Genomic DNA, 20,787 nt, shown 5'->3' with positions numbered 1-20,787 from the left:
TGGAAGCTATAATGTATAATTAATGAGCTTTGATATTTGAAACAGATTGTCTCAAATCATTTCTAACATGACATGATGAATTTATTCAACAAATTTGAGGTTAACCTTATGAAGGATCAAGAACCAAAGAAATCGTTTTTTCAACGTAATATGAAATTGTTTATGCATAATGAACACCGTATGAACAAGCATTATTTTTGGAAAAGTATTGTTTTGATTGTAGTAATGGCTTTTTTTGTGGTTGGAGCTTATGGGTTTAGGATTTATTCGCAAGCCAGTGACGCATTAGGTAATTCTTATAAACCTATTTCAAGTAATACTTCGCAAACAATTAAGCAACGTAAACCGGTGACGATTCTACTGTTAGGAGTGGATACTGGTGGCGAAGGTCGTAAAGATCGTGGTAATTCTGATACGATGATTTTAGCGACAGTTAATCCTAAGACTAAAAAAACAACTTTAGTCAGTATTCCGCGCGACACGCTAGCGGAAATTTATGGCGTGAAGCATCATAAGCGCATCATTCAAAAAATTAATTCTGCATATAATTTGGGAGCAGCGCCCGCAGCGGTGAAAACGGTAGAAAAATTAGTCAATGTAAAAATTGATAATTATATTACATTAGATTTTCATTCCTTGCCTAAAATTGTTGATGCTGTAGGTGGCATTGAAGTGGATGCACCTTTCTCTTTTAATTACGATTACTGCAACTTTAAAAAGGGTAAACAGACAATTAATGGCAAAGAAAGTCTTGCCTATTCGCGGATGCGCTATGAAGATCCTGAAGGGGATTATGGTCGCCAACAACGCCAGCGCCAAGTGATTATGGCTATCATCAAAAAATCAATCTCATTAAAGACTTTGCCAAACACACAGAAGGTTTTGAATAGTATTTCCAATTCGATGAGTACGGATCTGTCTATTGATGATGTTACCGCGTTGATGCAGTCTTATCGTAATGCGTCCCAGAATATGTCTTCTGATCATTTGCAAGGCTATGGAACCATGATCAATGGCGTTTCCTATGAAATTGCGCCTACAAAAGAATTGCAACGTGTATCTAATAAATTACGTACTAGTGTAGACTTAAAAAAAGAAAAATTGGATAATGAAGAAACGAAACAGAATCATTTGAATGTGACACGTAATGATTTTAGTTTCAATACGAAAGATCTTCAAAATTATATTATTTATGGCAGTAATATTAGTAGTAAATATTTAATTAAAAATTAAGCGAAGATAGTTCGTTGACAGTGTTCAACGAGCTATTTTTATTACTTAGGAGTAACAATTGAGTTTAGTTAAAGTAGAACATTTAAAGCAACAATATTTGGATAAAGTTTTATACGATGATGCTAATATGCAAGTTAATGAACACGAACATGTTGGTATCGTTGGTCCAAATGGAGTTGGCAAAAGTACCTTAATCAATATTTTGACGGGACAGGTAGTCCCTGATGCTGGTCAAATAACTTGGAAAAAGAATTTAACAAAAGGCTATTTGGATCAATATGCTAATTTAATTGCTGGTCAAACCATTCATGATTTTTTAGCGACAGCTTTTCAAGATTTGCTAGATCAAGCGCAAGCTTTGGAATCTTTGTATCAGCAGATGGCGACGACTGATGACGAGGAGTTATTTGTTAAAGCTGGAACTTTACAAAACAATTTGGAAACACAAGGTTACTATGAAATAGATAGTAAAATTGAGCAAGTTGCCCAAGGATTAGGTATTGATCAACTTGGTTATGACCATGATGTTAGTCAATTAAGTGGTGGTCAACGGTCTAAGTTGATTTTGGCGAAATTATTGCTAGAACAGCCAGATATGCTGATATTGGATGAGCCAACGAATTATTTGGATACAGCACATATTCAATGGTTAGCTAATTATTTGCGTGATTTACCAAGTGCATTTATTGTGGTTTCCCATGATTATCAGTTTTTAAATCAGATTGTCAATGTTGTTTGCGATATCGAAATGGGGAAAATTAAACACTATACTGGTACTTTAACGCAAGCGATGCGACAAAAAGCAGCCGATCAAAAGACTTACCTTAAGGCTTACACTAAGCAACAGCAGCATATCGCTAAAACTAAAGAATATATTCAAAAAAATAAAGCTGGATCGCGCTCTAAAAGTGCGCGTAGTCGTGAAAAACAACTCAGCCATTTGCATACGTTAACGCCACCTAGTTCTCAAACAACAATGAAATTGCAGTTTAATTATGTAGATAATCCTAGTCAAACTATTATTCAAGCTAATAATTTAATTATTGGATATCAATCACCACTTATTAAGCAGCAACTTAATTTTACGATTCGAATGCATGATAAAGTGGCGATTACTGGATTCAATGGAATTGGTAAAACGACTTTATTGAAGACTATTCTGGGCATAATTCCACCAATTACTGGCACGGTTGACCTTAATCCTAATATTAAAATAGCTTATTATGAACAAAATCTTTATTGGAATAACCCGAAAATGGTACCCGTTGATATCGTTCAGAATCATTTTCCTGATGAGACACAAAAAGTAGTGCGTCAAACATTAGCACGTACTGGCTTAACACCGCAACAAGTTATGACCCCAGTTAATATTTTGTCTGGTGGTGAGCAAGTCAAAGTCAAGTTAGCATTACTAATGCTGCAGGAAGCTAACGTCTTGATATTGGATGAACCTACGAATCATTTGGATGATAATAGCAAGAATTCTTTGCGACAGTCTCTGAAAGATTATCAAGGAACAGTCATTTTAATTACGCATGAGCAAGATTTTTACGATAGTTCCTGGATTAATACGGTAATCAATATTGAAAAAAATGTCTAAATTATGTTGCTAGTAAAGGAGTTAATTGCTAAAATAGCAATATTGTCAGCAAATAATAACAAATATTTAAAAAAGTTAGTCAAAACTGTTGACTTAGGTTCAAAAAGTTGATAATATATCATTTGTTGTCAGCGAGACAGACACAGGCGTTGAAAGAAACGCAAACACTTCTAAAAAAAGTTGTTGACATGTGATCGTTGAGATGATATAATATGAGAGCCGACGCAAGTCGACGAGCAACAAAGTAGACCTTTGAAAACTGAACAAAGTTTCTTTTAAGCAAAGTGCAGGGTTCACAAGAACCTGTCAATTAAGAGCAATAAAGAAGACAAGAACGCAAGTTTGAGTCTATGAGTCACAAACTAAAAATGAGAGTTTGATCCTGGCTCAGGACGAACGCTGGCGGCGTGCCTAATACATGCAAGTCGAGCGAGCTGAGCTAACGGAATACCTTCGGGTAGGAAGATAGTAAAGCGAGCGGCGGATGGGTGAGTAACACGTAGGTAACCTGCCCCAAAGCGGGGGATAACAACTGGAAACAGTTGCTAATACCGCATAAACCTTTTGGTCACATGGCTAGAAGTTGAAAGACGGTTTCGGCTGTCACTTTGGGATGGACCTGCGGTGCATTAGCTAGTTGGTAAGGTAACGGCTTACCAAGGCAATGATGCATAGCCGACCTGAGAGGGTAATCGGCCACATTGGGACTGAGACACGGCCCAAACTCCTACGGGAGGCAGCAGTAGGGAATCTTCCACAATGGACGAAAGTCTGATGGAGCAACGCCGCGTGGATGAAGAAGGTTTTCGGATCGTAAAATCCTGTTGTTGAAGAAGAACGTATTTGAGAGTAACTGCTCAGATAGTGACGGTATTCAACCAGAAAGTCACGGCTAACTACGTGCCAGCAGCCGCGGTAATACGTAGGTGGCAAGCGTTGTCCGGATTTATTGGGCGTAAAGGGAGCGCAGGCGGTTTTTTAAGTCTGAATGTGAAAGCCCTCAGCTTAACTGAGGAAGAGCATCAGAAACTGGAAGACTTGAGTGCAGAAGAGGAGAGTGGAACTCCATGTGTAGCGGTGAAATGCGTAGATATATGGAAGAACACCAGTGGCGAAGGCGGCTCTCTGGTCTGTTACTGACGCTGAGGCTCGAAAGCATGGGTAGCGAACAGGATTAGATACCCTGGTAGTCCATGCCGTAAACGATGAGTGCTAAGTGTTGGGAGGTTTCCGCCTCTCAGTGCTGCAGCTAACGCATTAAGCACTCCGCCTGGGGAGTACGACCGCAAGGTTGAAACTCAAAGGAATTGACGGGGGCCCGCACAAGCGGTGGAGCATGTGGTTTAATTCGAAGCTACGCGAAGAACCTTACCAGGTCTTGACATCTCCTGAAAGCTGTAGAGATACAGGGTTCCCTTCGGGGACAGGAAGACAGGTGGTGCATGGTTGTCGTCAGCTCGTGTCGTGAGATGTTGGGTTAAGTCCCGCAACGAGCGCAACCCTTGTTACTAGTTGCCAGCATTAAGTTGGGCACTCTAGTGAGACTGCCGGTGACAAACCGGAGGAAGGTGGGGACGACGTCAAATCATCATGCCCCTTATGACCTGGGCTACACACGTGCTACAATGGATGGTACAATGAGAAGCAAACTCGCGAGGGCAAGCAGATCTCTTAAAACCATTCTCAGTTCGGATTGCAGGCTGCAACTCGCCTGCATGAAGTTGGAATCGCTAGTAATCGCGGATCAGCATGCCGCGGTGAATACGTTCCCGGGCCTTGTACACACCGCCCGTCACACCATGAGAGTTTGTAACACCCAAAGCCGGTGGGGTAACCCTTCGGGGAGCTAGCCGTCTAAGGTGGGACAAATGATTAGGGTGAAGTCGTAACAAGGTAGCCGTAGGAGAACCTGCGGCTGGATCACCTCCTTTCTAAGGAAAATAACGGAAGCACTTTGTAGAAACTTTGTTTAGTTTTGAGAGGTCTACTCTCAAAAATTAGTACTTTGAAAACTGAATATTAAGAGAAAGAAACAGAAAACACCGAGAAACTGCGAATCGAGAGATTCAAGAAGAAACGAATTATTGTTTTAGTAAGGTTAAGATGATAAGGGCGCACGGTGGATGCCTAGGTACTAGGAGCCGATGAAGGACGGAACGAACACCGAAATGCTTCGGGTAGCTGTAAGTAAGCGTAGATCCGGAGATCTCCGAATGGGGCAACCCAGCTAGAGTAAAAGCTAGTTACACCTTAACGAAAGTTAAGAGTGAGGTAAACGTGGTGAACTGAAACATCTAAGTAGCCACAGGAAGAGAAAGAAAAATCGATTTCCTGAGTAGCGGCGAGCGAAATGGAAAGAGCCCAAACCAAAGAGCATGCTTTTTGGGGTTGTAGGACTGGGACATGAGAAAGTCAAAGATAGCAGAATCAGTTGGGAAGCTGAACCAAAGATAGTGACAGTCTAGTAAGCGAAATCAGAGACACTCTACCAGGATCCTGAGTACGGCGGGGCACGTGAAACCCCGTCGGAAGCAGGGAGGACCATCTCCCAAGGCTAAATACTCCCTAGTGACCGATAGTGAACAAGTACCGTGAGGGAAAGGTGAAAAGCACCCCGGGAGGGGAGTGAAATAGATCCTGAAACCGTGTGCCTACAAGTAGTCAGAGCTCGTTAAAGAGTGATGGCGTGCCTTTTGTAGAATGAACCGGCGAGTTACGTTTGCGTGCAAGGTTAAGTTGAAAAAGACGGAGCCGAAGCGAAAGCGAGTCTGAATAGGGCGAAGAAGTACGTAGACGTAGACCCGAAACCAAGTGACCTACCCATGTCCAGGTTGAAGGTGCGGTAAAACGCACTGGAGGACCGAACCCACGTAAGTTGAAAATTGCGGGGATGAGGTGTGGGTAGCGGTGAAATTCCAAACGAACTTGGAGATAGCTGGTTCTCTCCGAAATAGCTTTAGGGCTAGCCTCGAGGAGAGGATCGTGGAGGTAGAGCACTGTTTGGACTAGGGGCCCGTCATGGGTTACTGAATTCAGATAAACTCCGAATGCCATAGATCTATACTCGGGAGTCAGACGGTGAGTGATAAGATCCATCGTCGAAAGGGAAACAGCCCAGATCACCAGTTAAGGTCCCAAAATCCATGCTAAGTGGAAAAGGATGTGGAGCTGCATAGACAACTAGGATGTTGGCTTAGAAGCAGCAATTCATTTAAAGAGTGCGTAATAGCTCACTAGTCGAGTGGCTCTGCGCCGAAAATGTACCGGGGCTAAGCATGGTACCGAAACTGTGGATGTGCACGTAAGTGTATGTGGTAGGAGAGCGTTGTAAGCACGAAGAAGCCAGATCGAGAGGACTGGTGGAGAGCTTAGAAGTGAGAATGCCGGTATGAGTAGCGCGAGATCAGTGAGAATCTGATCCACCGGAAGACTAAGGTTTCCTGGGGAAGGCTCGTCCGCCCAGGGTTAGTCGGGACCTAAGATGAGGCCGAGAGGCGTAATCGATGGATAACAGGTTGAGATTCCTGTACTAATCAGTTTTGTTTGAACAATGGAGGGACGCAGGAGATTAACGTGAGCATGCAGCTGGAAAAGCATGTCCAAGCAGTGAGTCTGGGAATGAGTCAAATGCTTATTTCTAAGGACGAGCTGTGATGGGGAGCGAAATTAAGTAGCGAAGCACGAGCGTCACACTGCCGAGAAAAGCTTCTAGTTAGAAACTGATTACCCGTACCGCAAACCGACACAGGTAGTCAAGGAGAGAATCCTAAGGTGAGCGAGAGAACTATCGTTAAGGAACTCGGCAAAATAGCCCCGTAACTTCGGAAGAAGGGGTGCTGGTGTAAAAGCCAGCCGCAGTGAAAAGGCCCAAACAACTGTTTATCAAAAACACAGGTCTCTGCAAAATCGTAAGATGACGTATAGGGGCTGACGCCTGCCCGGTGCTGGAAGGTTAAGAGGATGAGTTAGACTTCGAGTCGAAGCCCAGAATTGAAGCCCCAGTAAACGGCGGCCGTAACTATAACGGTCCTAAGGTAGCGAAATTCCTTGTCGGGTAAGTTCCGACCCGCACGAAAGGCGTAATGATTTGGGCACTGTCTCAACGATAGACTCGGTGAAATTATAATACCCGTGAAGATGCAGGTTACCCGCGACAGGACGGAAAGACCCCATGGAGCTTTACTGTAGCTTGATATTGAATTTTTGTGTAACATGTACAGGATAGGTAGGAGCCATAGAAATCGGTACGCTAGTATCGATGGAGGCAATGGTGGGATACTACCCTTGTTATATGAAAGTTCTAACCCACGCCGTTGAAGCACGGCGGGAGACAGTGTCAGGTGGGCAGTTTGACTGGGGCGGTCGCCTCCTAAACAGTAACGGAGGCGCCCAAAGGTTCCCTCAGAATGGTTGGAAATCATTCGTAGAGTGTAAAGGTAGAAGGGAGCTTGACTGCGAGACAGACAAGTCGAGCAGGGACGAAAGTCGGGCTTAATGATCCGGTGGCACCGTATGGAAGGGCCATCGCTCAACGGACAAAAGCTACCCTGGGGATAACAGGCTTATCTCCCCCAAGAGTTCACATCGACGGGGAGGTTTGGCACCTCGATGTCGGCTCATCGCATCCTGGGGCTGTAGTCGGTCCCAAGGGTTGGGCTGTTCGCCCATTAAAGCGGTACGCGAGCTGGGTTCAGAACGTCGTGAGACAGTTCGGTCCCTATCCGTCGCGGGCGTAGGAAATTTGAGAGGATCTGTCCTTAGTACGAGAGGACCGGGATGGACATACCACTGGTGTACCAGTTGTCTTGCCAAAGGCATCGCTGGGTAGCTATGTATGGAAGGGATAAACGCTGAAAGCATCTAAGTGTGAAACCCACCTCAAGATGAGATTTCCCATTCAGTAATGAAGTAAGACCCCTCAAAGAAGATGAGGTAGATAGGTTGCGCGTGGAAGTGTAGTGATATATGGAGCGGAGCAATACTAATCGGTCGAGGGCTTAACCAAGCAGTGAAGGTGAAGAATTATCTTAATATTCAGTTTTGAGAGGACTAAGGTTCTTTCAGAAGAGAAGAGAGCAAGTGTGGTGGCGATAGCGAGGAGGAAACACCTGTCGACATGCCGAACACAGAAGTTAAGCTTCTCAACGCCGAAAGTAGTTGGTGGGAAACTGCCTGCGAGGATAGGTCGTTGCCACGCTTGGTGATTCTTTTGGTTCATTACTATAAGGTAATGAGCTTTTTTATTGTGTAATATTATGCTTAATATTTCTCAGTTACTTTTTATGAATCAATTATTTTTATAAAAAAATATAATTATATTATAGATAATGCCATTACTCAGTGTTATAATCTGGATATGCGATGAGTCGAGTGGCTACATTAGTAGTCGTTCTTGAAGCGTCAAGCTGTTTAATCAGTAACCGGCGGAATTCGGTGACGTGTTTGGTGACAGATGTGAACTGTTGCTGAACCTGATGAATAATCAGTTCTACTAAAAGCCTTAGTCAAGTTGATTAGGGCTTTTTTATTTGGAAGTAAATTCTCCATTATATGAAGAGAATTTCCCTAAATCTAACGAGTAATTATTTGTTTTTGATAATAAAATAATTATGATAAATAACTGATAATCTTGGGTATTAATGTTATTTATTTTTTACAAACTAGACTGTATGGTGATTTTTCAGAACTGCTCGGTGCGGTTCGTAGCAAATTTTACTACATAGCTTGATTAAGAGTATTAGTATTTTAAGCTGAACATAGCACGGATTGGAGATATATATAATAAAAAATTTTAGAGGTGATAAGGTGAAAAGTGAACAACAACGCTGGCTTTTATTGATGAATATTGTTTTTAATTTAGTAATGGGGTTTATATTACCTGTTAACACTGTTTTCATGACCAAAAATTTGCAAGAATCTATGGTCGTAGCAGGAGCTGTGTTGATGTTATATTCATTTGTAATGATGTTAGGAAATTTTATTGGTGGTTACTTGTTTGATCGTTACTCACACCGCAAAACTCTGTTATTAGGATATTGTATTGCAGCTGTTGGCTTTCTTACGTTGTCGGTATTTCATACTTGGCCAATTTACGCCTTGATTTTAACATTTGTGGGGTTAGGAATGGGAGTTGCTTACACAGCAGTCAATTCATACACAGCTTTAGTAGCCACACAAAATCGACAACACTCTCAAAAAATTTTTAACGTTATGTATTTAGCAGCCAATGTAGGAATTGCCATTGGCTCCATGTTAGTCAGCTTGATATTTCAACGAAGTATTTTTTTAACGTTCTTTTTGCCAGCATTATGTTTTGTAGGTTGTATTATCATCGTTCTTTTTAAAGGAGCCATTTTAGATGGAACGCGTAATATTGAACAACAAGAATCATTACGCCAAGAATCTCATATTCAAGAGCAACAGGCAGGATCTATTAGTTATATTAGGTTGCGAACAAATTTATTCTTACTGTGTATTTCGGTATTAGTGGTCTGGCTAGGCTATTCGCAATGGGATAGTAATTTGTCTTTATACATGTTAGATAATCATTTAACGATGCGTGACTATAGTCTGTTGTTCAGCATTAATGCAGCTTCTTTGATAATTGTACAACCTTTAATGAACCGATTTGTTAGTCGTTTATTGAAGCAAATCAAGTATCAAATTACACTAGGCTTACTGATTATGAGTTCCTCCTTTTTCTTTTTGCCTGGAGCCCATGATTATTTACAATATGTAATCAGCATCATTATTTTGACAGTGGGTGAATCAATTACTTTTCCATCCATACCAGCAATTTTGAATAAATTTGCTACAGAGGAAAATCGTGGACGCTATCAAAGTTTTTATGTAATTTTTGGTTCATTGGGACGGGCTATCGGCCCCTATTTAGGTGGTTTAATCGCCACTCAATACTCATTTGATCTATTATTTTATGTAATTATCGTAGCAATTGCTGTGGTAGCAGTAGGAACTTTACTGGTCAAGGAAGAGTAGATAATTAATGCTTAAGAAAAAAACATTATTAACCGGTGTGCTAGGAATTTTGTCAGTTGGTTATGGATTATTTAAATATGTACATCAGCGTGACAGCAAGTCGCTGAAAAGTACCCCGCCTAAATTTGCTGCTGATAACCAAGCAATGTTATGGGCACAAGAATTTAAACAATTACCTAAACAAAGGGTCATGTTAACTTCTTTTGACAACTTACAATTAGTAGCTAGTCTGACCTGTAATTCAAAAAACAAGGGCACCGTAATCTTAGTTCATGGTTTTGGTGTGGATCATTATTCTTTGGATAAAATTGGTGCAGTGTTTTATAAGTTAGGATTCAATGTTTTACAGCCAGATAATCGCGCAGCTGGAATGAGTGCCGGACGATATATGAGTTATGGTCATTTAGAAAAATATGACGTACAAAATTGGTTATGGCACGTATTAACCAGTAAGCAACTGAATCATAATTTGATTTTATTTGGTGCTTCAATGGGAGCAGCCACGGTATTGCAAAGTTTGAGTTTACAATTACCTACCACTTTGAAAGGAGTAGTAGCTGATTCTAGTTACACAAATGCCAAAGATATCATGGATTACAACATTCATCGCCAGACTGGCTTATCGGCTAAGCCAATTACACCTTTGCTCTCGTTATGGTCACGACTAATAGTTGGTAGTTTTTACTCCAATATCAGTGCTTCAAAAGCTGTTTTGAATAATAAAATACCACTCTTATTTGTCCGTGGATTAAAGGATACGACTGTGCCACCGGAAATGTCTGAGCAATTGTATAATGTGGCTGGCGGGAAAGCCAAATTGGTCAGCTTTGCTGATGCTGCGCATATTCGTGCGATAGAAGCACAACCTCGACGATATTATCAAATGATTGCAGATTTTTGTCAGCAAGTGTTTGCTTAAAAATGGCGTCCCCAAATTTCTAAATCTAGTTTGGGATCTGTAGGAACCATTTGTGCGACCGCTGTTAAATGTTCCCAGAGTTCAAAATTATTTTTCTGAAAAAGCTTAATGCTAGCTTGATTATTACTAAAAATAAAAGTAAGCAAAGTTTCAATTTTTAAGGAAACTAATTGACTAATTACAAAATTAAGTGCTTGTTGACCAATTCCTTGATGTTGGTAATTCTGATCTAGATAAATGCTTAATTCAGCCACTTACTGATAAGCCAAACGTCCATAAAAATTACTCAAACTTAGCCAGCTCATGGTTTGATGCTCAGTTGTAATAGTTCAAAGTGGACGTTTATGAGGATCAAAAGAAGCAAACCAACTTTTCTTGCTGGCAATGTCTTGATTGTAAATATCAATTATCTTGTTATAATCCTTTGATTGGGCAATATTAAAATTCAGTTGCATAAATCCTCTCGCATATATGGTATGCCATATTATAAACTTGTGATGGAGCAAACTCCAAGTGCTAAAATATTGACTGGGGGTAAATGACAATGAAAAAAGATCTATACTTGATGCGTCATGGACAGACTTTGTTCAATAAATTGCATAAAATTCAAGGTGCGAGCGATTCACCTTTAACAAATAAAGGTATTTTGGATGCGCAAAAAGTGGGTCAGTATTTTCAAAAGCAGCATCTAACTTTTGATCATGCTTATTCTTCCACACAGGAGCGAGCTAGCGACACTTTGGAGTTAGTTACCAAGCAATCGTATGAACGTGTAAAGGGACTGAAAGAATGGAATTTTGGTGTTTTTGAAGGCGAGAGTGAATCTTTAAATCCACCACATGCTGCTGGGCAAATTTCTTATGGTGATTTTTTTCTAGATTTTGACGGCGAATCTGCCACGCAAGTACAACAACGTATGGTACGAACTTTGCAGCAAATTATGCAAGTAGATAATACTCAACAGGTTTTAGCTGTAAGTCACGGTGGAGCTTGTTTTATGTTTTTATTAAACTGGCTGGATTATGCGCAAGTTAAGCAATATTTGCCACTACCGAATTGTTGTGTATTGCATTTTACATTTGAAAATAATAAATTTACATTTTTAGAAATGCTAAACGTTGCGCACTAAAGGCAGTTTAGGACATTTTTTATATTTCTAAAATAATATTTTGTGAAATAATTAGCTTTATTTGGGTGATTCGTGTTATTCTTAATGGCTAGTAAGATGTTAATTTGTAAAGGAGAACAGTTGATTTTGAAAAGTAATACTAGCAGATACAAGCGAACACAAGTTGCATTGCAAGATTCATTAATTCTACTATTGCAAAAAAGGCATCTTGATGAAATTACAATTAAATCGTTATGTGATCAAGCCGGTATTAATCGTTCGACGTTTTATGATCATTATCGAAACATTATGGAAGTATTATCTGAAATCATGGATTATCGGCAAGGTTTAATTGTGGCTGCTTTAAAAAAATGGTTGGAGACTAAAGACACTAACTATCATTATGCCGAATTAGTACAAAAATGTTTGAATAGCGTGCAAGCTAATGAATTAGTATATAAGGCTCTTTTTTCACCAGAATTTTTCTTTGTTTTTTGCAAAAATATTACAATTGATTTTGTTTCTTTACTGAACACTAATCATTCTTATCACACGACTTTATATAATGTAGTAGGCTTTTTTAGTGCAGTGCGCTATTGGCTATTTCAAGATATGAAAGAATCTGTGGAAGAATTTAGTAATCAGTTATCGTTTGTTTATTTAAATACCTTTATGTCTGAAGATGGCCAAATAAAAAAGCCTTAACTGGGGAAAGTCAGGCTTTTTTATTTATCCTATACAAGTTGACATAAACGTGGTACAATTTTAGTTGATTATGTTTGTAAAGCCAACTGACTGGGGTTTATAGCATTAATAACTCAACTAATTGTTCCGGGAAGAACGTTATGTGTTTGGATTATTAATGTTGTTCGGCGCTACATTTAATGATTATTCGGGGGAGGAATAATCAATTAATGTAGCGTTATTTGTTTGAGGTGTGATAGTTTTCTGCAATAACTATCTTTTTACAAGGGGCTTGTTAATAACTAACATCGAATTAAGAGTTAGATCTATGTTAATTGCTAATGTCCCGAATAAGTTCATTGCTGATCTCAAATGGGGTTTCTTGACCAGCTCCTATATAATATCCAATTAATTTTCATGGTACAACTACAAAAAATGTAAAAGTGTAGTAAAACCGACAGGATTTTAGTTATTGTTGTTTTGGATAGAAAAATTATGAAGGAGGGCTTTGGATGACATCCCATAATAGACGCATTAGTTATACAAAGCAATCTTTACAAACTGCACTTATTGATCTAATGCAAACTGAAAGATTTGATGATATTACTGTCAAGCAACTGTGTGTTACGGCTAATGTGAATCGTTCCACTTTTTATGCGCATTATCACAATCTTTTGGAAGTGATTACGGACGTTGAACAACAAGTTAGGACGTACCTAATGGATAGTTTAATAACTGTTCAAGGAGAAGATGGGTTATCCTTTTATGAGTCCAGTGTCCTAGAAGAATTTCTACTTTACATTAAAGATAACTTGAAAATATTTAAGGTGTTGCTGGGGGATGAGTCGTTCTTTTATTTTACGACTGATATTACAGAATGTGTTATTAATGGTTTACAACCTAAGCACTCTTTTTACACAACAATGTATTTTGTTTGTGGCTTTTTTGGTCTAATTCGCTATTGGGTAATGGCAGGGTTGCCTGATAAAATAGCAGATATTAGTAAACAATTATCCAAAATTTATTTAAGCAAAGTGCATTCTGCTGAAATTGCATCGGATATACAAAAAACGGATATCATTTGATATCCGTTTTTTATAAGGTTATTTGTTAATGTCGATGTTTAGATGCTTGTCTTTCATTGTTGCAGTAACGTAGTAACCTTTAATTGTTTGTGATTGCGGTTTGTTCTTATGTTTTTTAGCATGAGCAACTAAATCATTAAGAGAATTACGCTTGAGTCCTAAACCACTAGCTAAAGAATCAATATGTGGTTGACTAGCAGGATCATCAAAGTTTTTCGATTCGAGGCGCAGACTATAAATTTGGTTCTTGTTAGCTAAAATATGATAAGTGATAACAGGGCTGAACATAATGTTTAAGGTTTTATTTGTTTGAGGGAGGTCACCAGACATCTTACCAGTTACTTCTTTAGTTTTGTTGAACCCCTTTGCGAATTTAGTAGCTGAAACTACTACTTTTGGCTTTGCTACTTGAACTTTAGTGGCTTTGGACAAATTCTTTTTTGTGCTGACAGTTACTGTTTGCTTCTTCATATCCATTGGGACATTAATGGTAAACTTGTCTTTATGAACTTTAACGGCTTTTTTAGCCTTTTTGTCAGTTTTGTAGTAAACGTCGGCACTATTTTTTGCGGTACCAGTAATTTGTTGCTTAAAAGCTTGGCTACTAGGTGTGACCTTTGCGCTGAAACTTCCTGAAGCGGAACATCCGGCTAAAAGTAGTGTCAAACCAGTCATTACCGTAGCGACTTTTTTAATAGACATAAATATAACCACGCTTTCACTAATTTGTAATTACATTAAATATTATAGCAGTTTTGAAATAAAGCAACAGAACTTGATTTGTTACAGGGATCTAGTAAATGTTATAATGCGTTTAATAAATTTAGGTGGAAAAATAATAATGGAATCATTAAAATCTCCAGTCATTCGAACGGTGTGGTACTGTTTATGGCTTGTGTTAGTTTTGGTATCGCAAAAATGGGAGCATTTTTGTTTAACAAAAACTGGTCTTAATTATTTAAATGTGGTCCTTTTTATTATCGGGTCAATTATCATTTTGTGTTTGATGGTTAAGCGCTATAGACATGAAAATAGTGCTTTTATAGATGAGAAGCAAAGTTTGTGGCGTGGAATTGGTGAATATTTCAGCTTAATTTTGTTTACAATTTTAGTTGTTGGTATATTCTTGACGGTCATTAGTTATTTAAAAGCTCATGGAAGGTTTCCGTATTTAGTGGGCGATACCGACTATTTAGATCGCGGTAAAGTAGCTTTTTGGTTTGATTTAGTCGCTTCAGGACTAATTATTTCAGTTGAACAACAATTTGTAACTACAGGTTTTTTATTTAACTATTTTTGGCGCAAACCGAAACTATCGTCAACCATTCTAGGTATTATCAGCAGTGGTTTGATTTTTGGACTATTGAATATGGAAATAGCACATTTAATTAATTTCTTTATTTACTTTATTATTGGTTGTTTGCTGGCCACGATTTATTTAGCAACGCATAACTTTAAAATTAGTATCATGTTGGGCGTTTTTATTGCCTTATTGCGGGTTATCTTAATTTAAAGGGGCAGTGTCATGGGACAGATGGTAGCTGATAGCATCATGGTTTTGGATTATGGTAGTCAGTATAATCAATTGATTACGCGCCGGATACGCGATCTGGGAGTTTATTCTGAATTACTACCACATACCACGACTGCACGGGAAATAAAAAAGTGTGCCCCTAAGGGGCTTATTTTGTCGGGTGGTCCCCACAGTGTTTATGATTCTGGTGCTTTTAATATTGATCCGGCAATTTGGCAATTAGGGATTCCTATTTTGGGAATATGTTATGGTATGCAGTTGATGATGCGTGAATTAGGAGGGGAAGTTGAAGCAGCCGGAGTACCGGAATATGGTCGTGCGCAATTGAAACTAACGACGTCAGAAGATAAATTATTTGCCAATACACCACTGCAACAATATGTTTGGATGAGTCACGGTGATCGTGTGACGAAGTTGCCGCAGAGTTTTACAGTTTTAGCAACAAGCGAACAAACGCCATTAGCTGCAGTGGGTGATCTCAAACGCAATTTTTATGGTGTGCAATTTCATCCAGAAGTGCAAAATAGTGAGTATGGTATGGATATTTTGCGTAATTTTTCTTTTAATATTTGCCAGGCACAAGCTAATTGGAGTATGACAGATTTTATTTCTCAGCAAGTAGCGCAAATTAAGGCTACTGTTGGTGAAAAAAAAGTTTTACTAGGATTATCGGGAGGCGTGGATTCTTCAGTGGCGGCAGTTTTATTGCATCAAGCAATTGGCGATCAACTAGTTTGCATTTTTGTTGACCACGGTTTGTTACGACAAGGTGAAGCAGAGCAAGTGATGGCTAGTTTAGTCGACAATTTTGGCTTAAATGTAATTAAAGTCAACGCACAGACACGTTTTTTGGCTAAGTTAAAGGGTGTAATTGATCCAGAGCAAAAACGCAAGATTATTGGTAATGAATTTATTCGAGTCTTCGATGATGAAGCGCGTAAATTACAAGGGATTGATTTTTTAGCACAAGGTACTCTGTACACTGATGTTATTGAAAGTGGTACAGATACTGCTAAGACGATTAAATCACATCATAATGTTGGTGGTTTGCCACAAGATATGCATTTTACTTTGGTTGAACCCTTAAAAACGCTATTTAAAGATGAAGTGCGTGAATTAGGTGAGCAATTAGACATGCCACATGATTTAGTATGGCGCCAACCTTTTCCTGGACCAGGTTTGGGAATTAGGATTTTAGGTGAAGTAACAGCAGATAAATTGGCTATTGTGCGTGCTAGTGATAGCATTTTGCGGTCAGAAATTAAAAATGCTGGGTTGCAAGAAAAAATTTGGCAATATTTTACAGTTTTGACTGGAATAAAAAGTGTTGGCGTGATGGGTGATGGGCGTACATACGATTATACGGTTGGTATTCGCGCAATTAATTCAATCGACGGGATGACTGCTGACTTTGCTAGAATTCCCTGGGATGTGTTAGCACAAGTTTCCACGCGGATCACTAATGAAGTGGCGCATGTTAATCGTGTCGTTTATGATATTACTTCTAAGCCGCCAGCAACGATTGAGTGGGAATAAAATAGATAAAAATTATTTGAAATATAATTGTGCAAAGTACTGCTAATAACGGTATATAAAAAGATCGACTCACCAAATTTGTGAGTCGATCTTTTTGTCTATTGAATATCAATCTTTGTTTCTTTATCGGGTAATTCGTGTGATTTAGGCAAAATCACTTTTAAAACACCATTTTGATAGCGAGCGGTGATCGCTTTTTGATCAACACCGGGCAAACTATATTGGCGATTAAGGCGTCCATAGGAACGCTCATTCATAATTAAATTATCATCATTATCACTAGCTTCGCTGAGATATTCACGTGTGGCAGATACCGTTAGAATATCATGATCATATGATAGTGAAATATCTTTTTTGTTTAAGTCAGGTAAATCAATTGCCACAGTATAGGCTTTATTAGATTCAGAAACATCAGTTTTCATAGATTCATTAGGCATTTGCTCGTTCCAATTGCTAAACCAATTATTTAAGACATCAAACAAATCATCACGCCGGTTAGCTAAATTATTATGCATCTGAAAAGTCCCCCCACAAAATTATTACAATACATAGTAACTACTCAAAATTAAAATTGCAAATTATGCTTCTTTTTTCATGCCAGTCGGCTGTAACCATTTTTCAATTAAATTCAATAAAAGATCAGTAATAATTGACATTAGAGCAGTGGGCAAAGCACCAGCTAAAATCAAAGCACCACCATTAGTTGCATTGGTACCACGAATAATGATATCACCTAAGCCACCAGCGCCCACAAAGGCTCCAATCGCAGTAATTCCGATTGCCAAAACTAACGCATTGCGAATCCCAGCCATGATAATTGACAACGATAAGGGCAAACGTACCATGTATAAAATTTGCCAATTAGTCATGCCCATGCCACGACCGGAATCAATAATATTAGCGTTAACATTGCGCATCCCGGTATAAGTGTTTTTGATGATCGGTAGCAATGAATACAAGAAAACAGTCATGATAACAGTATTCACGCCTAGTCCCATGACAATCATGATGATTGACAACAGAGCTAAAGAAGGAATTGTCTGAATAACATTAGCGATGCTAATAACGAAATTACCTAACTTATGATTACGAGCAATGAATATACCAATAGGGATACCAATAATGGCAGCGAATAAGACACCGTAAATAGAAATTAAAAAGTGGCGCAAAAATTGTTGCAAAACGTACATGCCATTATGGTCGTAATAATACAATAATTGCTGAAAAGTGTTTAAATGTGACATTATTTATCACCTCGGAAATAATTATTTTCTTCTAAAAACTTTTTAGCGACAACTTGTGGTTCTAATAGTTGATCATCAACCTGATAATTCAGTTTACGCATCGTATGAACGTTGATTTTGCCATCAAGACGATGTAGCAGAGGTTTTAAATCTGGATGTTCTCGTAACAAAGAATTGTTAACAATCATCGAAGCTTGATAAGGTGGGAAGAAATGTTTGTTATCCTTTAGTTGCTTCAAATGGTAACTATCCACACGACCATCTGTCGAATAACCAAGAACTACATCCATCTTGTCGGAAGCAAGTGCAGAATAAACTAGACCGATCTGCATTGGATAAGCTTTAGCAAAATCCATATTGTAATAGCGAGTGAAATCTTTATAACCATCACCTTTACGATTCATCCAATTAGAATCCACACCAATCGTAAATTTATTAGCAACTTTACGTAAATCAGAAACATCATTCAAATCATATTTTTTAGCTGTTTTTTGTGTCACCATGAAGGCAAACGTATTAGTAAAGCCATAGCTGGGAAAATCAGTTTGATCATAACGGTCACGAACCGCTTTACGTACAATATCAGTTGCTTTTTGTGCATTTTTGGTAGGTGGTAAATCTAAAGTAGTCGTTAATTCGGTTCCACTATAAGAAGCAGCTTGAATATCCGCATCACCTCGTATTAAAGCTTGGTGCATCAAAGGCGCTGACCCCAAGTTATTTACGATTGCCGTATTATAATTAGTTTCATGACTAATTAACTCTGAAACAATGTTAGATAAAACCTGGGATTCTGTCGTATTTAATGAAGCAATACGAATTGAACCGTTACTACCTTGAGCTGATCCTAACCCTGGCAAGCTACAACTACTAGTCACGATAGCCATCATTAAAATAGCAAAAGCGACCAACCAACGTCTTAAATTTTTTTTCATTTAGTTGCCCTCCTCCTTAATTCAGTTTTTGAGATGCTGGTGTTAATTTTTGTTCGACTTTGCCTAACAAGTAGTCAGTTACAATTGCCAAAATAATAACAGGAATCGTACCACCAAAAATTAAATCAGGCTGGAAGAGGTTTAAACCATTAAAGATAAAGTCGCCTAAACCACCGGCGCCAATATAAGATGCTAAAGTTGACCAAGCAATGACGTAAATAGCTGATAAACGAATACCAGCCATAATAACAGGCATGGCTAACGGCACTTCTACTTTAATGATGGATTGCCAGTTAGTCATACCAATTCCTTTAGCAGAATCAATTATATTAGGATCAACGCCTTTCATACCCAAGTAGGTATTACGTAAAATTGGCATTAAACTGTAAATGAATAAGGCTACGATAGCAGGAATTTGTCCAATACCAAACAACGGTATCATCAATGCAAGTAAAGCTAAAGCGGGAATAGTTTGAAGCATGCTGGCAATATTCATGACGACATTAGCAGTCTTAGGAAAGCGCGATAAAATGATTCCTAAAGGAACGGCAAATAAGATGCCTAAACCTAAAGAAATTGCGGAAATGTAGATTTGCTCCCAAGTTTTCTCAATTAATTCAGAGCCGTGTTGTGCTAAAAAGCTAGTCATGATCGTCATCAGCTCCTTTTGTAACTTGATCTTTTTGATGCTTACTTAATTCTGCACTCGACATGGGATCAGTATCACCCCAAATAGTGTTATAAACTAATGTTACTAATGCTGAACGAGTTACAATACCAACTAATTTATTGTTGTCATCAACTACTGGTACGTAACTGGAACCACGTTTCAAAATACGATCAACAGTATCACGTAAATAAGCGGTCGGTTTAACCGTATAAATATCACTTTCCAAAATATCGCTAACACTAGAAGCGCGGTGATAACGGTGCTCCAGACGATTAATGCGGATATAACCTTTCATGTGGTCGTCGTCATCAGTGACTAATAAAGTATCAACATTTCTTTGTTTCATTAAAGATAAAGCTTCTTTCAAGGAAGCACCTAAATTAATTTTAACAGGTGTGGTCAACATGATTTCTTTTACTTGCACAGTATCGTGTTTAGCTTCAGCTAAGCGATCTTCACCAATTAAATTCTCCACAAATTCATTAGCTGGATTTTGCAAAATGTTTTCAGGGATATCGTCTTGAACAACCTCACCGTCATTCATAATAACGATGTGGGTAGCTAATTTTAAGGCTTCATCCATATCATGTGTAACAAAAACAATCGTCTTGCCCATCTTCTGTTGCAGTCTTTGAACCAAATCTTGCAAGTTTTCCCGAGTGATTGGATCTAATGCGCCAAAAGGTTCATCCATTAAAATCAAATCTTGATCAGCGGCCAAAGCACGCACGACACCAATTCTTTGTTGCTGACCACCAGATAACTCGGCAGGATAACGATCTAAATAGGACTCTGGTAACTCAGCTAATTTGATGAGTTCTTTAGCTTTTTGATCAAGTTTTTCTTGCGACCATTTAAGTAGCTTTGGTACTAAAACTATGTTTTCTTTGATGGTCATGTGTGGCATTAAACCGTTGTTTTGGATTACATAACCCACTTTGCGTCTTAAATCAACGGGATTTAAGTTATTGACATTTTTGCCATTGATGAAGACTTCCCCAGAAGTGATGCTGTTCATGCGGTTGATCATACGCATCAAAGTAGTTTTACCAGAGCCGGAAGTTCCGATAAAACAACAAAATTCACCCTTTTTAATTGTAATATTAGCGTGACTAACGGCAGGAGTTTTGCCTTTATAAATTTTAGTTACATCTTTAAATTGCACCATCGGTGTTTGTTCTGACATTCAGATGATACTCCTTTCACTTTGGTCAGTTTGAAGATAATTAAACCTATCCAATTA

Annotated in this window: 18 protein-coding genes and 3 rRNA genes; 12 read left to right on the top strand and 9 right to left on the bottom strand. The window is 38.7% G+C overall.

Annotated elements, in window-relative coordinates; translation table 11 throughout:
* Positions 1–150 precede the first annotated feature (150 nt).
* From MOO47_RS03450 to rrf, 5 genes are all read left to right on the top strand, one after another.
* Positions 151–1,233 carry an LCP family protein gene (locus MOO47_RS03450; RefSeq protein ID WP_396022062.1) on the top strand — a complete coding sequence of 361 codons (1,083 nt, stop codon included), beginning with the start codon at positions 151–153 and terminating at the stop codon, positions 1,231–1,233.
* A 58-nt stretch (positions 1,234–1,291) separates the two neighbouring features.
* On the top strand, positions 1,292–2,833 hold the full coding sequence (locus MOO47_RS03445) for an ABC-F family ATP-binding cassette domain-containing protein (protein WP_249513399.1): 1,542 nt from the start codon (positions 1,292–1,294) through the stop codon (positions 2,831–2,833).
* Between the two features lie 364 nt (positions 2,834–3,197).
* Positions 3,198–4,764: ribosomal RNA gene (locus MOO47_RS03440) — 16S ribosomal RNA — on the top strand.
* Between the two features lie 165 nt (positions 4,765–4,929).
* A 23S ribosomal RNA gene (locus MOO47_RS03435) occupies positions 4,930–7,838 on the top strand.
* 75 nt (positions 7,839–7,913) lie between these two features.
* Positions 7,914–8,030 (top strand): 5S ribosomal RNA (rrf, locus tag MOO47_RS03430).
* Together the 16S, 23S and 5S rRNA genes form the textbook arrangement of a ribosomal RNA operon.
* Before the next feature lie 212 nt (positions 8,031–8,242).
* Here rrf and MOO47_RS03425 read toward each other — a convergent pair.
* A complete protein-coding gene (locus MOO47_RS03425; RefSeq protein ID WP_249513398.1) occupies positions 8,243–8,380 on the bottom strand; it encodes a hypothetical protein in 138 nt (45 codons plus the stop codon).
* Between the two features lie 258 nt (positions 8,381–8,638).
* Between MOO47_RS03425 and MOO47_RS03420 the strand changes: the two genes are divergently transcribed.
* Positions 8,639–9,829 (top strand): MDR family MFS transporter, encoded by a 1,191-nt coding sequence (locus tag MOO47_RS03420; protein ID WP_249513397.1) that lies wholly within the window; start codon positions 8,639–8,641, stop codon positions 9,827–9,829.
* A gap of 7 nt (positions 9,830–9,836) precedes the next feature.
* On the top strand, positions 9,837–10,748 hold the full coding sequence (locus MOO47_RS03415) for an alpha/beta hydrolase (RefSeq protein ID WP_249513396.1): 912 nt from the start codon (positions 9,837–9,839) through the stop codon (positions 10,746–10,748).
* Here MOO47_RS03415 and MOO47_RS03410 read toward each other — a convergent pair.
* Both MOO47_RS03410 and MOO47_RS07660 read right to left on the bottom strand, forming a co-directional pair.
* Complete coding sequence (locus MOO47_RS03410; RefSeq protein ID WP_249513395.1) at positions 10,745–11,002, bottom strand: GNAT family N-acetyltransferase; 258 nt, start codon at positions 11,000–11,002, stop codon at positions 10,745–10,747. The two genes, MOO47_RS03415 and MOO47_RS03410, sit on opposite strands and share 4 nt — an antisense overlap.
* A gap of 75 nt (positions 11,003–11,077) precedes the next feature.
* Positions 11,078–11,203, bottom strand: a complete 126-nt coding sequence (locus MOO47_RS07660) for a hypothetical protein (RefSeq protein WP_260523912.1) — start codon at positions 11,201–11,203, stop codon at positions 11,078–11,080.
* Positions 11,204–11,292: 89 nt separating this feature from the next.
* Between MOO47_RS07660 and MOO47_RS03405 the strand changes: the two genes are divergently transcribed.
* The 3 genes from MOO47_RS03405 to MOO47_RS03395 all read left to right on the top strand — a co-directional run bounded on the left by MOO47_RS03405 (position 11,293) and on the right by MOO47_RS03395 (position 13,625).
* Positions 11,293–11,877: a histidine phosphatase family protein gene (locus MOO47_RS03405; RefSeq protein ID WP_249513394.1), complete on the top strand. Its 585-nt coding sequence runs from the start codon at positions 11,293–11,295 to the stop codon at positions 11,875–11,877.
* A gap of 126 nt (positions 11,878–12,003) precedes the next feature.
* A complete protein-coding gene (locus tag MOO47_RS03400) occupies positions 12,004–12,561 on the top strand; it encodes a TetR/AcrR family transcriptional regulator (RefSeq protein ID WP_249513393.1) in 558 nt (185 codons plus the stop codon).
* A gap of 491 nt (positions 12,562–13,052) precedes the next feature.
* Positions 13,053–13,625 carry a TetR/AcrR family transcriptional regulator gene (locus tag MOO47_RS03395; protein ID WP_249513392.1) on the top strand — a complete coding sequence of 191 codons (573 nt, stop codon included), beginning with the start codon at positions 13,053–13,055 and terminating at the stop codon, positions 13,623–13,625.
* Between the two features lie 18 nt (positions 13,626–13,643).
* Here the strand turns inward: MOO47_RS03395 and MOO47_RS03390 are convergent, their stop codons facing one another.
* Positions 13,644–14,327, bottom strand: a complete 684-nt coding sequence (locus tag MOO47_RS03390; RefSeq protein ID WP_249513391.1) for a hypothetical protein — start codon at positions 14,325–14,327, stop codon at positions 13,644–13,646.
* Positions 14,328–14,631: 304 nt separating this feature from the next.
* Here MOO47_RS03390 and MOO47_RS03385 point away from each other — a divergent pair, with 304 nt between their 5' ends.
* Complete coding sequence (locus MOO47_RS03385) at positions 14,632–15,138, top strand: CPBP family glutamic-type intramembrane protease (RefSeq protein WP_249513390.1); 507 nt, start codon at positions 14,632–14,634, stop codon at positions 15,136–15,138.
* A 12-nt stretch (positions 15,139–15,150) separates the two neighbouring features.
* A complete protein-coding gene (guaA, locus tag MOO47_RS03380) occupies positions 15,151–16,695 on the top strand; it encodes a glutamine-hydrolyzing GMP synthase (RefSeq protein ID WP_249513389.1) in 1,545 nt (514 codons plus the stop codon).
* A 98-nt stretch (positions 16,696–16,793) separates the two neighbouring features.
* On the opposite strand, the gene MOO47_RS03375 is transcribed toward guaA, so the two are convergent.
* The 5 genes from MOO47_RS03375 to MOO47_RS03355 form a co-directional block, all read right to left on the bottom strand.
* Positions 16,794–17,210 (bottom strand): Hsp20/alpha crystallin family protein, encoded by a 417-nt coding sequence (locus tag MOO47_RS03375; RefSeq protein WP_249513388.1) that lies wholly within the window; start codon positions 17,208–17,210, stop codon positions 16,794–16,796.
* A gap of 63 nt (positions 17,211–17,273) precedes the next feature.
* A complete protein-coding gene (locus MOO47_RS03370; protein ID WP_249513387.1) occupies positions 17,274–17,939 on the bottom strand; it encodes an ABC transporter permease in 666 nt (221 codons plus the stop codon).
* Entirely contained in the window at positions 17,939–18,874 is a 936-nt protein-coding gene (locus MOO47_RS03365) for an osmoprotectant ABC transporter substrate-binding protein (RefSeq protein ID WP_396022055.1), read from the bottom strand. The genes MOO47_RS03370 and MOO47_RS03365 overlap by 1 nt, the downstream gene beginning before the upstream one ends.
* Before the next feature lie 16 nt (positions 18,875–18,890).
* Positions 18,891–19,523 carry an ABC transporter permease gene (locus tag MOO47_RS03360; RefSeq protein WP_249513386.1) on the bottom strand — a complete coding sequence of 211 codons (633 nt, stop codon included), beginning with the start codon at positions 19,521–19,523 and terminating at the stop codon, positions 18,891–18,893.
* Positions 19,516–20,730, bottom strand: a complete 1,215-nt coding sequence (locus MOO47_RS03355) for an ABC transporter ATP-binding protein (protein WP_317617096.1) — start codon at positions 20,728–20,730, stop codon at positions 19,516–19,518. Before MOO47_RS03355 ends, MOO47_RS03360 begins: the two co-directional genes overlap by 8 nt.
* Between the last annotated feature and the right edge of the window lie 57 nt (positions 20,731–20,787).

Origin of the sequence: Bombilactobacillus thymidiniphilus (assembly GCF_023380245.1) — a bacterium.
Classification (GTDB): domain Bacteria; phylum Bacillota; class Bacilli; order Lactobacillales; family Lactobacillaceae; genus Bombilactobacillus; species Bombilactobacillus thymidiniphilus.
The sequence above is the reverse complement of the archived record's forward strand: the minus strand, read 5'-3'. Positions and strand labels throughout refer to the sequence as shown.